This window comes from Nesterenkonia lacusekhoensis, from assembly GCF_017876395.1.
GTDB classification, from domain to species: Bacteria; Actinomycetota; Actinomycetes; order Actinomycetales; family Micrococcaceae; genus Nesterenkonia; species Nesterenkonia lacusekhoensis.
The window spans coordinates 548671-561363 of the sequence record NZ_JAGINX010000001.1; the positions used below are offsets into that span (position 1 = coordinate 548671).

A 12693-nucleotide genomic window follows, 5' to 3' on the forward strand; every position below is an offset into this window, starting at 1 on the left:
AACATCGCAGAAACCTTAGCAGTATGCGGAGGATCCTTCCGGCGCGCAGACCTCGCTAGGGGCGGCTCTCAGCGCGCTTTCCGAGACCAGCGCGCCAGAAGGATCTCACTGGGGAGTGCAGTCGTAGTTGCTGGAGGCCGCCTCCTCCAGCACGCTGATCTGGCCTGCATCCTCGGCCTCCATGAGGTATTCCACCGTGAGCGGCGAACCGTCCGGCTGGGTCGGAGGGGTGGTCTCCTCGATCGGCGGCTCGTCCTCCTCGACAGCGTCCTGGGCCTGCGGCTCTGTGGCCAAGCCCACGGGAGCAGGCCACAGAACGGTGCCGAACGGGGCGGCTGCGGCGGATCTGGACCCGTACCCGGAGGAGCCGAAGAAGCCTTCCTCGGCACTGTCCTCCTCCGCCTTGAGCTCCTCCATCCGCTGGTGGATCTCATCGAAGTCCGGGTAGGTGGAGAACAGATCGCCCGAGGCGCCGAAGTCGGGCGCCCCCAAGGTGAGCCGCTTCGGCTGGTGGCCCTGCGCGTCCACCGCCAGGTCCAGGAAGGAGCCCAGCTGGGACTGCGGGAGGTTGGTCTCGGCCAGGTTCTCGCCGGCCTGCATGAGGTCGCTGAACTGGGTCAGCAGGGTCTGGGGGTTGAACTGGGCGACCATCGCCTGCTGGATGCACTGCTGGCGCTGAATCCGGTTGTAGTCGGAGGAGTGGGTGCGGGAGCGCGCATAGGCCAGCGCCTCTTCGCCGCTGAAGGTGTACTCGCCGGGCTCCCACCAGGCGTCGCCCCACTCGCCGTCGGGCCGGACGCCGCGGTAGGGGACCCAGCCGCCGGACTCCACGGAGACCCCACCCATGGCGTCGATGAGCTCCTCGAAGCCGGCCATGTCCACCATGACGTAGCCATCCACCTGGAGGTCCAGGGTGCCGGAGACCGCATCCATCATGGCTTCGGCCCCGGGGTCCTCAGCCTCCGGGTAGAGGTGCTGGTACTGCTCCATCACCTCGGTGTAGAGGAAGTTGATGATGCACTCGTTGCCGCAGTTGTAGCCCTCGGGGTAGATCTCCTGCATGGGAGAGCCTTCTTCGAACTGGGCGTTCTGGAAGTTGCGCGGGATGGAGACGATGATCGATTCGCCGGTGGCTCGGCTGACGCTCATCACATGGATGGAGTCGGGGCGCAGTCCTTCGCGTCCCTCGCCGGCATCGGCGCCCATCAGCAGGAAGTTGTAGCGGCCGTCCTCGTCGGCGTCGATGGCTGGGCCGCCGCCGAAGATCCCGCTCAGGGCTACGCGGCCCTCATTGAGCATGTGGGCTGCGTAGCCCAGGCCGCCAGAGGTGAGCACCATCAGCACGACGCTCAGCACGGCGATCACCGGACGCATGCCCGGTGCCAGCGAGGCGAAGTGGACCAGGCGCAGCGCATCCAGCCACAGCAGAAGCCAGCCCACGGCCAGAGCGGCCAGGATCACAGTTGCCAGCCACATGACGAAGGGCTGGGTCAGGATGCTCAGCAGCGGTCCGCGCAGGAACAGGTACAGCACGACGCCGAGCAGCACGGTGAACCAGCAGCCGATGGTCACCACCAGGGCGGCTCGGCCCAGACGCCGGGAGCCGAAGGCGATCTGCGCGCCTCCGGGGATGAACAGGGTGATCAGCAGGACCAGGAAGGCCCGCCGGGTGCGATCGGTCTCCGAGCCCGTTCGTGGGCGTCGGATGACATCCGGCTCCGTGGTGAACCGGTGGTAGGTGATCGCCGGGATGCTCACCGTTCGCCGCTCCCGCTCCTCGGAGCTGTGGCGCTGCGGAAGGTCGGCAGCTCGGCGGCCTCCTCGCGCAGCCTGGAGCCTTTCGCATGGGCTTGGTCGGCGAGCTCCTCTTGGAAGGTCAGCAGCTTCTCACGCAGCTCGGCGGCGAAATCGGTCTCCCCGGCGGCCAAAGTGCGCACGGCCAGCAGCCCGGCGTTGCGCGCGCCTCCCACGGAGACGGTGGCCACGGGGACCCCGGAGGGCATCTGCACGATGCTCAGCAGCGAGTCCATGCCGTCCAGGTGCTTCAGCGCCACGGGGACGCCGATCACCGGCAGGGGTGTGACCGAGGCCAGCATGCCCGGCAGGTGGGCGGCACCGCCGGCTCCGGCGATGATCACTCGGAGGCCGCGCTCGTGGGCGCTCCGACCGTAGTCGATCATCTCAGCGGCCATCCGGTGGGCCGAGACCACATCGGCCTCGAAGGGGATGCCGAACTCGTCGAGCGCCTCCGCGGCGGCCTTCATCGTGGGCCAGTCGGAGTCGGAACCCATGACCAGCCCGACGAGGGGCGCCTGGGGTGTCTGCTCGCTCATGCTGCTCCCTCGCCGTCGGTGGCGTGTGCTCGGTCGGCGGCGTCCGGTCCGTCGATGATGATGCGGGCGGCGTCGGCGGCCTCCTGCCGGGCCTGTGCCAGCCGGCGCTTCCGCGCGTCCTCGCTCTCCTGGGCCGCGGTGGTCTGGCTGAGGATGTTCACATGCCCGACCTTCCGTCCCGGGCGCGGCTCCTTGCCGTAGAGGTGAACCTTGGAGCCGGGGGAGCGCCGCATGGCCTCCGGGACCGCGGCGTGCAGATCCGGGTTGGCTCCGCCCAGCAGGTTCTTCATGACCACATAGCCTCCGGCGCCGCCGGTGACCTCGACAGCGCCCAGCGGCAGGCCGAGCACGGCACGCAGATGCTGCTCGAACTGGCCGGTGACGGCACCGTCCATCGACCAGTGCCCGGAGTTGTGCGGACGCATGGCCAGCTCGTTGACGTAGATCCCGGCGGGACGGTGCGCCTCGGCGTCGTCCTCGGCGATCTCGAAGAGCTCCACGGCCAGCATGCCGGTGACCTCGAGCTTCTCGGCCACGGTGCGGGCGATCTGTTCGGCGCGGGCGAGGTGCTCGGGAGAGCTGAACGGTGCCGGTGCGATGACCTCGTCACAGACGCCGTCGGTCTGGTTGGACTCCACCACCGGGTAGTTCACGGTCTCTCCGGCGGCTGAGCGTGCTACCTGCGCGGAGAGCTCACGGGTGTAGGGGACCTTCTCCTCGGCGAGCAGGCCGGTGCCCTGGGCGGCCGCGCGGTCGAACCAGTCGGCGGCCTCGTCAGCCGTCTCAGCAGAGGCGATGATCTGGACACCCTTGCCGTCGTAGCCGCCGCGCGGGGTCTTCAGCACCACGGGCCAGCCGGCGTCTTCGCCGAATCCGACGAGATCTCCGACACTGTCCACCCGGGCCCAGCGGGGGTTGGGCAGGCCCAGCTCCTCCACGGCGCCGCGCATGGCCAGCTTGTCCTGGGCGTAGAGCAGCGCCTGGGGCCCGGGGTGCAGGGCGTGGCCTGCCTGCTGCAGGGCGGTGAGCACCTCGGCGGGGACGTGTTCGTGGTCGAAGGTGACGGCGTCGAGCCCCTCAACGAAGGCCAGGACGTCCTCGACGCTGCGAAAGTCGCCGATCGTGGTCCGCGGTATCGCCTGCGCCGCGGAGGCCTCCGGGGAGCCGGCCAGCAGGTGGAGCTCGATGCCCAGCTCCACGGCGGCCGGAGCCATCATGCGTGCCAGTTGTCCGTCGCCGAGGATTCCGATGGAAGGAGAAGTCACAGTCCCACATTATGGGTCATCGATCCGGAAGGCCGTAAAATGAGAGCTTGTGTCTTGGCCCGTCGCTTGGAGTCTCCCCATCCTATGATCTCCCGTCTGTACACCACGCTGCGTGATCTCCTGCTGAAGCTGTGGCGAGAAGTTGCGAAGTTCGGCGTCGTCGGGGGTGTGGCGTTTCTCATCGATTCGGCCACCTTCCTCTGGCTGATCTCCGGCCCCATGCATGACTCCCACGTGAAGTCCAAGGCCATCGCGGTGGCCGTGGCGACGCTCTTCTCCTGGGTGGGCAACCGCTACTGGACCTTCCGGCATCGGCGGACCCCCACCCGAGCGCGTGAGCTGATCATGTTCGTGGTGATGAATCTGATCGGCCTGGGGATCCAGTCCGGCTGCGTGGTGATCTCGTTCTACGTGCTGGGCCTGACCTCGACCACGGCCAGCTTCATCTCCGGCTCCGTGGTGGGCATGGGCCTGGCGATGGTCTTCCGGTTCATCGCCTACCGGTACTGGGTGTTCACCGGCGACGCCGGAGCTCCGGCCGAGGGTGAGGCCCCGGCCGAGGGCGAGGGCCTGCACATGCTCTCCGACCGCGAGCTGGTCACCGGGGAGGTCGAGCAGGTCCAGGCCAAGCCGACTCCGAAGGACTGAGCCCGGGCTTCTGAGGCGTTTCCCAGCGGCAGTCTTCTGCCCGCTCGGCGACAATTCCGGCGTCGTACCCGGGGTGAGATGTCGTCACCTCGGTAGAACTCTCACGGCGGCGGCGCGCAGCGGCTCCGCATTCAGATGTTCAGCGAATATCCCTGGCTCCAGCTGAGCCAGAGGCACGGTCAGGCTCCCGGCGCGGTAGGCGGCATCTGATGCGGCCCTGCTGAGGTGCCGCGGCTTCGGCAGGCCGAGGTGGCGCAGCTGCGGGACCTCCGGGATGCGCCGCGACCTGGCCGGCGCTGGAGCTGTTTGGCGCTGAGACCGTCGTCCGAAGGTCGCAGCAGAGGCAGGGATCGCGTCGTAGTATCCATGCCGCCACCCTTCCGCAGATGAGCAGCAACCTCGCGAAGAAGGGTCGTTTCTGTGGAGAGGGACTCCGGCGCCGCGGTCCGTCTACCCGGTTGTGGACAAATCGCCCCGCACAGAGGGGTGGAGATGTCGTCGAGTGGGTAGAGAGGCGAGCGGGTAGAGATCTGGGGATCAGGCGAGGCCTTCGTTGCGCAGGGCCTGTTCCCACCGGCCCTGACCCCAGACCGGATCCTCCGGCATGCCGTCGATCAGCACCACGGTGCCCCCGTGCGCCCAGGTGGACAGCAGGGCCCCGACGGCGTCGGCGGCCCACTCCGTGCGGGTCACCAGAGCGGTGCCGCCAGCCCCGGCGCCGCCAGTCCCGATGCCGCCTGACTCCACGCCCTCGGGAAGCCGCACGGGCTCCAACGGGGTGAGCAGCTGGTCCGGGTGCTGGCGCACCTCCGCGGAGATGTCGAGCACCCAGGCGGGGATCGCCTGGCCGACGGCGTCCTCGAAGGACTCGTCCAACAGCCCGGGGGAGAGCGCTGCCAGCTCGGCCTGACCCAAGGCGGGGGAGCTCTGCCAGTCCTGCGGGCGGTCAGTCACCGCCAACGACGCCGTCCCTGAGCTGTCCGTGGCGCCGGCCGCGGTCACCACCTGCGCGCCGAGCGAGGAGGCCGCCAGCACGACGGCGGCGGACTTCCAGTGCGGGGCGGAGTCGACCAGCACCCGCGGGGTGGGCTCGGCCGGGTCGAAGATCTCCTCGAGCTCCTCGGTGAAGAGCCCGATCAGCTTCACCGCCCAGTTCTGCAGCACCCGCCCGGAGAGCTCCACACGCTCCGGCTCAGTGCCGTCTGGATCAGTGCTGTCCGGCTCGGCACCGACCTCGCCGTCCGCGCCGCGCGGCCGGTAGCAGACCACGGCTGGCTGCGGCCGCCCGGCGAGCAGCTCCAACAGCTGAGGAAAGTCTTCGGGAACATTCTGGGACGCGGATCCCAATGTGAGGGGTGTCATGGTTGTTCCTCCTGCCCGCCACACCGATGTCTGAGGTGCGATGACGCGGCGTGTCGGGCGAGATCTCGGGGAAAGGAGCCTTATGGGGGCGGATCGTCCGCACTTGACGAAGCTAACTTACGCCAGTGTAATTAGGTAGCAGTTGAAGCAGAGATGATCACACAGGGAGGCCCTGGTTATGGGGAACGCAGAGCGGATCGGCCACGAGCAGCAGGAGCAGACTCCTGCCGCCCGGCGCCCCGGGCTCGACGTCCCTGCTGATTGGTTCGTCGATCCGGCGGACCCTCAGGCAGCCGAACGGCTGGAGCACGGCAAGCCCATCGAGGATCAGGCCACCGCATTCCTCGCCGCCCATGAGGCGGCTGAGAGCGCAGAGCCTTCTGCACAGGACGGTGTGACCGCGCTCAGCGAGGCTCCTTCCCGCCGCGCTGAGCGCGAGAACACTCAGGCCGCCCAGGATAACGTCTGGCTCGGTCTGCCCTCACTGATCCCCGCGGAGCAGATCGAGGGCGAGCTCGCCTGGCAGGTGGACGCGCTGTGCGCCCAGACCGATCCTGAGGCCTTCTTCCCGGAGAAGGGCGGTTCCACCCGGGACGCCAAGAAGGTCTGCGGGGCCTGCACCGTCAAGCAGGAGTGCCTGGACTATGCCCTGGCCAATGACGAGCGGTTCGGCATCTGGGGAGGTCTCTCCGAGCGGGAACGCCGCAAGCTTCGGAAGCGAGCCGTCTGATCGCACCACTGATCGAGCCACATATCGCCGCTGTCGTTCTGTACGGCAGCGGCGATTCGGCGTCTGAGGCGGACGCCACCCGTGCGGCGCTGGCGGCCCAGACCAGGCAGCCCGACGCCGTCATCGAGCTCTCCTCCTCCGCCTACTCCGGTCCCCAGGACCTGTCCCGATCGCTGCGTTCGAAGCTGCTGCGGGACCGACGCCGGGCCGAACAGACCACCTCGCCCGGACCGGCCGGAACCCGGTCCACCCAGCTGTGGCGCACGTTGGAGCGTCAGCTGCCCGAGGGCTTCTCCGCGGAGCATCAGTGGCTCTGGATCCTGCCGGCCGGCACCGTCCCGGAGCCGGAGGCGCTGTCCCACCTGGAGGACCGGCTCTTCACGGTCAAGGATGAGACCACCCACCCCTCGATCCGCGTCATCGGGGCCAAAGTCACCGATGCCGACCACACCCACGGCCGCCGGCTGATCAATGTGGGCCTGGCCGCCGGGCACTCCGGTGAGGTCGTGGCGCTGAACGAGCCCCGTGAACTGGATCAGGGCCAGTACGACGGCCGTGACCGGGTGGCCGGAGTCTCTGCCCACGGCATGCTCGTGGAGTCCTCGCTCTTCGCGGACCTCGGCGGGTTCGACCCGACCCTGCCTGCCGACTATGCCGCGCTGCAGTTCTGCCAGGCAGCCCGCGAGGTCGGCGCTGAAGTGGTCATCGAGCCCACTGCCGTGGTCGGCCGAGAGGTCGCCGCTCCGGGCCAGGACCGTCAGGAGGCCGGGGAGATCGACCCAGCCCGCGTCCACCGCTACGGCGGCACGCTCTACCTGCCTGCCCCGCAGCGTCGGGGTCAGATCAGACGCCGCCTGGCCGCTGCCCATCCGCTGCTCGTCCCGTTCCTCTGGGTGGGGAGGTGGGCGGCGGCCCTGCTGCGCCTAGTCCTGCTGAGCCTGACCAAAGCCCCCGACGCCGGGGTCAGCCAGTTCGTCGCCTCGGCAGGGGCGCTGCTGAACTGGGCCGCTCTGTTCCATGTGCGCAGCTTCCGCGCCAAGGGCCGCAAGGCCGCGTTCATCCGCCGGGAGCGTCAGAACGACGTCGACGCCGGTGAGACGCTGCGCGCCGGTCGCCGCGCCGATGAGCGGCTGCAGCTGAGCTCGGCGCAGCTGCGGGCCCACCGGCGCAAGATGATGACAGCTGAGACGGTCACGCTGCGTCCGGGGGCCGCGCAGGATGAACGCGCTCAGGAACGCGCCCGGCAGGAGGCCGAGGACGAGGCGCTGCTGGCGGTGGGCTCCTCCGACGGCGAATTCGATGAGATGCCCTCCCGCGGCTCCGGGGATCGGCTCGGCCTGTTCCTGATGCTGCTGGCGCTGACCGGGGTCTCCCTGGTGGCCTTCCGCAGCCTGCTCAGTGCTGAGGCGCTGACCGGAGGTGCGGCTCTGCCCGTCTCCGCGTCCCTGCAGGAGGTCCTGCACCACACCACCAGCTTCGTCTCCGCCGAGGGGCTGGGGGACCGGGCCGCCGCTGATCCCTTCTCCTTGATTCTGCTGCTGTTCTCGCTGGTCAGCTTCGGACACGCCTCCACAGTGCTGGTCTGGCTGGTCATCCTGGCTCTGCCGCTGGCTGCGCTGACCGCCTGGTCGGCGGCGGGGCTCTGGACCCGCAGCGCCGTCACCCGCGTGATCGCCAGCCTGCTCTGGGCCGCAGTTCCCACGCTGCACTTGGCCTTGGGCGAGGGGCGGATCGGGACGGTGGCCGCCCATATCCTGCTGCCGCTGGTAGTGCGCAGCACCGTGCGCGCCATCGGCGCCCGCGGCTCCTGGGAGCATGCCACCGGTGCGGCGCTGCTGCTGGCTGTGCTCACCGCGGCGGCTCCGGTGCTGCTGCCGCTGGCTCTGTTGGTGATCGTCACGGTGGCGATCGTGCTCACCGTCCGGGATCCGCAGCGACGCAGCGGCCGGACCCTGTGGCTGATCCCGCTGCCCTCGCTGGCTGTGTCCTTCCCCATGCTGGCCTCGGCCGCGGTGGCGGAGAAGAATGTGCTGGCCACGCTCATCGCCGAGCCTACCCCGCCCACGGCCCCCGGTGTCACCGGTGAGACCGCCCCGCTGTGGCAGCAGCTGCTGGGCCATCACGTCGCCTTCGACCCGGCCGCCGGACTGGCGGGTGCCGGCCAGTCCGGATCGTGGATCTCCGACTACTTCACCGGGGACTTCTGGAGTCTGCGTCTGGCCCTGCTGATCGGTGCTCCGCTACTGATCCTGGCCGGACTGGGCATCTTCAGCGCCGTCTTCCGCCGGGGTCCCAAGCACGACGCCGATCCGGCCGGTCTGCGCAGCGGCACCGCCGTCGCCGTCGGGCTGATCCTGCTGGCCGCACTGGGGCTCTCTGCGCTGGTGGCCCAGCTGGCCGCCGGCGATGACGGGCTGAACGTGCTGCCCGGCAGCGTGGCGCCGCTGGTCTCGGTCATCTCCTTCTGTCTGCTGGCCGCGGGCATCGGGTCTCTGGCCCGGCTGCCCCAGGCGATGCGACGCGTCGGCGGCTACATCACCCCGGTGGCGGCCACGCTGCTGGTGCTCTCGGTGGTGGCCTCGCTGGGCCTGTGGGCGATTCCGCGCAGCACTCCGGCCTCTGAGCTGACCGGCGAGCCGCTGACCGCCGTGCATCAGCAGCCCACGGCGATCGGCCCGGGGGAGGTCCGGCAGATCCCGGCCTCCGCGGCGGATCAGGGCATGGGCCCGGCGCAGCTGCGCACGCTGGTCCTGGAGGCCGCTCCGCAGGGTGTGGTGGCCGAGCTGGTCTCCGGGCAGGGGCGGACCCTGGACACCTATTGGCCCGGGATCAGCGTGGGGGACTCTCCGCTGCTGGCCCGCTCTGCGGAGGGCGCTGCCGCCGAGCAGAACCTCCTGGCCGGGGAGGAAGTCTTGGCCGAGCTGGTGGCCGCCGTGGTCTCTCCCGGGGCGGAGAACACGGAAGAGCTCATGGAGGAGCTCGGCGTCGGGTTCGTGCTCATCCCCGGCAGCGAGGAGGGCGCACTGGTCGACGCGGTGGACACCGCCGGCGGTCTGACCGCGGTGGGCCCTACGGATCGTGGACTGCTGTGGCGGGCTGAGGCTGACCAGGATCAGGACATCCCCCATGTGGCCGGCCAGGCCGGGGCGAACACGTCATGGGCCCGGCTTCTCGACGATGAGGGCGAGACCGTGGCCCTGCTGCCGAGTCAGAACCATCAGGTCGATCTGGAGCTCTCCGAGCTGCGCGACAGCCACGGCGAACCGCTGGAGGCGGAGGCCGGGCGGAACTACTACATCCAGATCGCCAGCGAACGCGCCACCGGATGGGAGGCGCAGCTCGACGGAGAGACTCTGCGCCGGATGCCCGCCGACGAGAACGGTGACGGCACCGAGGAATGGGCCCAGCGCTTCGAGGTCGCCGGTGAGAGGCTCACCGCAGAGGCTGAGCTGAGCATCGCACACCAGCCGATCTACCGGTGGCCGATGGTATTCGGCGTCGGGATCTTCCTGGTCCTGGTGACGCTGATCGCAGTGCCGCTGCCGCGCAGCTGGCGGATGCTTCCGGTGGAGGTGAGGCAGGTATGAGCGCCAAGAAGGTCAAGAAGGTCATCCGGCAGCAGCGTCGGGACCGTCGCCGGGCCGAGCGCGAGCAGGCCCGCCGGGCCAAGGCTGCCCAGCAGGCCCAGCGCGCAGCTGAGAAGAAGGCTGCCGCGCAGCAGGCCGCGGAGGCGAAGGCCTCTGCCAAACAGGCGTCTGCCAATCAGGCCGAGACCAAGAAGGCTGAGACCAAGAAGGCTGAGACCGAGAAGGCTCAGACCAAGACTGCTGAAGCGCAGACCGCTGAGGCGCGCGACGCCGGCCGTCCCGCCGGAGCGCAGGCTCAGTTCGGCGGCGCCGCAGCCTCTTCTGCCGCAGTCTCCGAGGCTCCCGCTCAGGAGCCGCTCGCCGCGGAGCGCACCGCAGAGGACACCCCTGCGGACGAATCTCCCGCCTCGGCGGAGCCGGAAGCCGCAGCCTCCGCCGCAGCCGCAGAGAAGAAGTCGCGCCGCACCGGGTCTCGACGCTCAGCCGTGCGGGTGGGCGCCGTCGTCGTGACCGCGGCATTGGTCGGCGTCGGAGCGGGCTCTGCGGTGACCGACTTCTCCGGCTCGGACCGCGCGCCGCTGGCACCGGTGGCCGGATCCGGAGTGGCCTCGCCCCAGACGGGTCAGACCTATCTGTGCCCGCCCATGCCGGGACAGGCCGATTCGCTGACCACCGACGGGATCCTGGACTATGCCTCCCGCGACGGCTCCGCCTCCAGCCTCTTCCAGTCGTTGGTGCTCGCTGAGGACGGGGCCGAGCTCCCCGAGGCCCACATCGCTCAGATCACCAGCGATGGACAGCTGAACCGCCAGTCGCTCAGTGGCGGCCAGGGCGTGATCCATCATGCGGAGCCCGGCCAGCAGCAGGCTCCGGTGCTGGGAGTCTCGGCCGGGCAGAGCGGTGATCCGCTGACCGCGGCCGGGCTGTTCGAGTACCACGCGGACCAGGGACCGGTGACCGGGCTGGCCGTGGGGGAGTGCGGTCCGGCCCAGCAGAACCACTGGTTCTTCGGCCCGGAGACCGGCCCCGGCGCCACCTCGCTGCTGACCCTGTCCAACCCCTATGACCGCGCCTCCACTGTGGAGGTCACCACCTACGACGCCGACGGCGAACGCGGAGCCAGGGGCGCGCGCAGCATTGTGGTCCCACCCCAGACGGTGCGCACCGTCAATATGGCGGCGCTGAGCGGGGGCAGCGTGAACATGGGCGTGGAGGTCAGTGCCACCGGCGCCCCGGTGGGCGCGCAGATGCAGTCCTCCCGTGCCGCCGGGCTGACCGGCACCGGGGCCGAATTCCTCCCCAGCGCGCAGGGCCTGCAGGACGAACACGTCATCCCTGGCGTGCCGATGGCGGACACCTCATCCGAGGGAGCCGCCGATGACCCCACATCCATGCCGGCCGAGCTGTGGCTCCACGTCCCTGGCGATGAGACCACCACTGTGGAGCTGCAGGTCTTCGGAGAGGACGGCCAGGTGGCCTTGGAGAGCCCCGCGGTGTTCACCGTGGAGGGCGGCCAGGTCGATGTCCTGGAGCTGTTGGGTCCCCAGGCCGATGTCTATGACGTGGTGGTCCGCACGGACAATCCCTCGGCCGCTGCGGTGGCCTCCCGCGGCATGGGCGAACTGGCCGAGCTGGGCGCCGAGGATGAGGCCGCTGCCGAGGATGCCGCCCAACAGGAGGGCGAGGAGCTGGACGAGGGCACCCTGGCCCTGGACTTCAGCTGGGGCGTCGCAGCAGAGCCGCTGACCGAGACCTCAGGTGCGATCCTTCCGGAGATCGGCCGGACCGAGGACGCGGAGACTGACCTGCAGCTGTCCTCCCCGGAGGGCGGGACAGTGTCCTACCGCCTGCTCGCCGCCGACGGTGAGTTCTCGGAGCCTCAGCAGACAGAGGTTCCGGCAGGACGCTCGGTCACAGTTCCCGCCGAGGAGCTGGCTGAGGTCACGGAGGATGCCGTCGCCGTCGTCGTGGATCCTCCTGCGGATGAGGGTGTCTATGCCTCTCTGCTCACCACCGATGATCAGGGGCGCTTCTCCCTGAGCCGGGTCAGCCCGCTGCAGGACGATGAGGCGACGGTCCCTGTGCGGCTGCGCTAGCCGTCCCAACACTCCGGGGGTGAGGTCACCCTGACCGCGGGCCACCCTCGGGTAGGGTGAGGGACCGTGGAATCTTCGCGCAGATGTACTCGTAGCAGCTGTGAGCGGCCGGCGGTCGCCACTCTGACCTACAGCTATCAGGATTCGACCGTGGTGGTCGGACCGTTGAGCCTGTACGCCGAGCCGCATACCTATGACCTCTGTGCCCAGCACGCTGACACGGTGAATCCGCCGCGCGGCTGGGAGGTCATGCGCCTGAACTACGCGCCCGCTGCGGGCGGCTCCACGGGTCAGGACGATCTTCTCGCTGTGGCCGACGCCGTCCAGCGCCCATCGCCGACGCCGGCCGCCCCGGCACCTTCCATGCGGGAGAACCGGGAGCGCATCGCGCCGCCGGAGGGCGAGGCCGCGATCAGCCGCGGCCATCTGCGCATGCTCAAGGACTGAGCAATACGAGGTCATCTGTGCTCACCCACGCCGTGGAGGCCGCGGTAGGCTGGACCAATGCCCAGTACCCTCCCCGCATCACTTCTTGAAGTTCTGCGCTGCCCGGTCACCGGCAGTCCGCTGCGCCAGGACGGTGATGAGTTGGTCGCCGTCGAGGACGAGACCATGCGCTACCCGATCGAACACGGCGTGCCCACGCTGCTGCCCGCCGATTCCGCCGTCTGA

General features: G+C 69.6%; 10 protein-coding genes. 6 read left to right on the forward strand and 4 right to left on the reverse strand.

Features of this window, described 5'->3' with window-relative positions; translation table 11 throughout:
• Positions 1-105: 105 nt before the first annotated feature.
• The 3 genes from JOF45_RS13200 to JOF45_RS02700 are packed head-to-tail and all read right to left on the reverse strand — an operon-like array spanning position 106 to position 3598.
• A complete protein-coding gene (locus JOF45_RS13200; protein ID WP_210047752.1) occupies positions 106-1758 on the reverse strand; it encodes an LCP family protein in 1653 nt (550 codons plus the stop codon).
• Complete coding sequence (gene purE / locus JOF45_RS02695) at positions 1755-2333, reverse strand: 5-(carboxyamino)imidazole ribonucleotide mutase (RefSeq protein WP_210047754.1); 579 nt, start codon at positions 2331-2333, stop codon at positions 1755-1757. Before purE ends, JOF45_RS13200 begins: the two co-directional genes overlap by 4 nt.
• On the reverse strand, positions 2330-3598 hold the full coding sequence (locus tag JOF45_RS02700) for a 5-(carboxyamino)imidazole ribonucleotide synthase (RefSeq protein WP_210047756.1): 1269 nt from the start codon (positions 3596-3598) through the stop codon (positions 2330-2332). Before JOF45_RS02700 ends, purE begins: the two co-directional genes overlap by 4 nt.
• A gap of 84 nt (positions 3599-3682) precedes the next feature.
• On the opposite strand from JOF45_RS02700, the gene JOF45_RS02705 reads away from it, so the two are divergent.
• Positions 3683-4246, forward strand: coding sequence for a GtrA family protein (locus JOF45_RS02705; RefSeq protein WP_210047758.1), 564 nt, complete (start codon positions 3683-3685; stop codon positions 4244-4246).
• Positions 4247-4783: 537 nt separating this feature from the next.
• Here JOF45_RS02705 and JOF45_RS02710 read toward each other — a convergent pair.
• Positions 4784-5608: a TIGR03089 family protein gene (locus JOF45_RS02710; RefSeq protein WP_210047759.1), complete on the reverse strand. Its 825-nt coding sequence runs from the start codon at positions 5606-5608 to the stop codon at positions 4784-4786.
• Positions 5609-5786: 178 nt separating this feature from the next.
• Between JOF45_RS02710 and JOF45_RS02715 the strand changes: the two genes are divergently transcribed.
• From JOF45_RS02715 to JOF45_RS02735, 5 genes are all read left to right on the forward strand, one after another.
• Complete coding sequence (locus JOF45_RS02715; RefSeq protein WP_210047760.1) at positions 5787-6338, forward strand: WhiB family transcriptional regulator; 552 nt, start codon at positions 5787-5789, stop codon at positions 6336-6338.
• Between the two features lie 266 nt (positions 6339-6604).
• Complete coding sequence (locus JOF45_RS02720) at positions 6605-9925, forward strand: hypothetical protein (protein ID WP_210047761.1); 3321 nt, start codon at positions 6605-6607, stop codon at positions 9923-9925.
• Complete coding sequence (locus tag JOF45_RS02725; protein ID WP_210047762.1) at positions 9922-12021, forward strand: DUF5719 family protein; 2100 nt, start codon at positions 9922-9924, stop codon at positions 12019-12021. Before JOF45_RS02720 ends, JOF45_RS02725 begins: the two co-directional genes overlap by 4 nt.
• A 66-nt stretch (positions 12022-12087) precedes the next feature.
• Entirely contained in the window at positions 12088-12468 is a 381-nt protein-coding gene (locus tag JOF45_RS02730) for a DUF3499 domain-containing protein (protein WP_210047763.1), read from the forward strand.
• Between the two features lie 57 nt (positions 12469-12525).
• A complete protein-coding gene (locus tag JOF45_RS02735) occupies positions 12526-12693 on the forward strand; it encodes a Trm112 family protein (RefSeq protein ID WP_210047764.1) in 168 nt (55 codons plus the stop codon).

Excerpts from the sequence above, each read along its gene's own strand:
- purE (WP_210047754.1), bottom strand. The coding sequence starts at position 2,333 with ATGAGCGAGCAGACACCCCAGGCGCCCCTCGTCGGGCTGGTCATGGGT.
- JOF45_RS02705 (WP_210047758.1), top strand. The coding sequence starts at position 3,683 with ATGATCTCCCGTCTGTACACCACGCTGCGTGATCTCCTGCTGAAGCTG.
- JOF45_RS02710 (WP_210047759.1), bottom strand. The coding sequence starts at position 5,608 with ATGACACCCCTCACATTGGGATCCGCGTCCCAGAATGTTCCCGAAGAC.
- JOF45_RS02715 (WP_210047760.1), top strand. The coding sequence starts at position 5,787 with ATGGGGAACGCAGAGCGGATCGGCCACGAGCAGCAGGAGCAGACTCCT.
- JOF45_RS02725 (WP_210047762.1), top strand. The coding sequence starts at position 9,922 with ATGAGCGCCAAGAAGGTCAAGAAGGTCATCCGGCAGCAGCGTCGGGAC.
- JOF45_RS02735 (WP_210047764.1), top strand. The coding sequence starts at position 12,526 with ATGCCCAGTACCCTCCCCGCATCACTTCTTGAAGTTCTGCGCTGCCCG.